Genomic DNA, 453 nt, shown 5'->3' with positions numbered 1-453 from the left:
CCTTCCGCCTGATAGCGCGCGTTAATCCGCTCCAGACGCAGCGCATCTTCTTCGTGGTTCTCTTTCTCGCGCTGGGCGAGATTAAGCGACACGATATTGCGCTTGTCCTTCATTGCATCAAAGCGAGCGATATCTTTCATGATGTACTGGAACTCGCGATCCTGGGCGATACGCGCTTCGTGCTGCTTAGTCAGCTGCGCCACCAGCGGCTTGACGTCGCCGGTTTTGGTATAGGTAGCGGCATTGATGCTGTCCCAGGGCAGCGCGTTGTCTTCGAACTTCTCGCCCGTTTCCGCCGCTTCCACGCCGGTCGGCATCAGCAGATCCGGCGTAACGCCTTTACGCTGCGTGCTGCCGCCGTTGATGCGGTAAAACTTCTGGATGGTGTAGGAAACAGATCCCAACGCAGGCCATTCAGGACGCAGCATCTGATCGTAAATGCGGTTCAGCGAA

At 57.0% G+C, this 453-nt stretch carries 1 pseudogene; it reads right to left on the bottom strand.

Going from position 1 to position 453, the window contains the following annotated elements:
• A pseudogene (locus B3797_RS10420) lies at positions 1-453 on the bottom strand (carboxy terminal-processing peptidase); the annotation flags it as partial.

This window comes from Pantoea sp. UBA5923 (assembly GCF_002431095.1).
In the GTDB taxonomy this organism is placed as follows: Bacteria; Pseudomonadota; Gammaproteobacteria; order Enterobacterales; family Enterobacteriaceae; genus Pantoea; species Pantoea piersonii.
The sequence above is the reverse complement of the archived record's forward strand: the minus strand, read 5'-3'. Positions and strand labels throughout refer to the sequence as shown.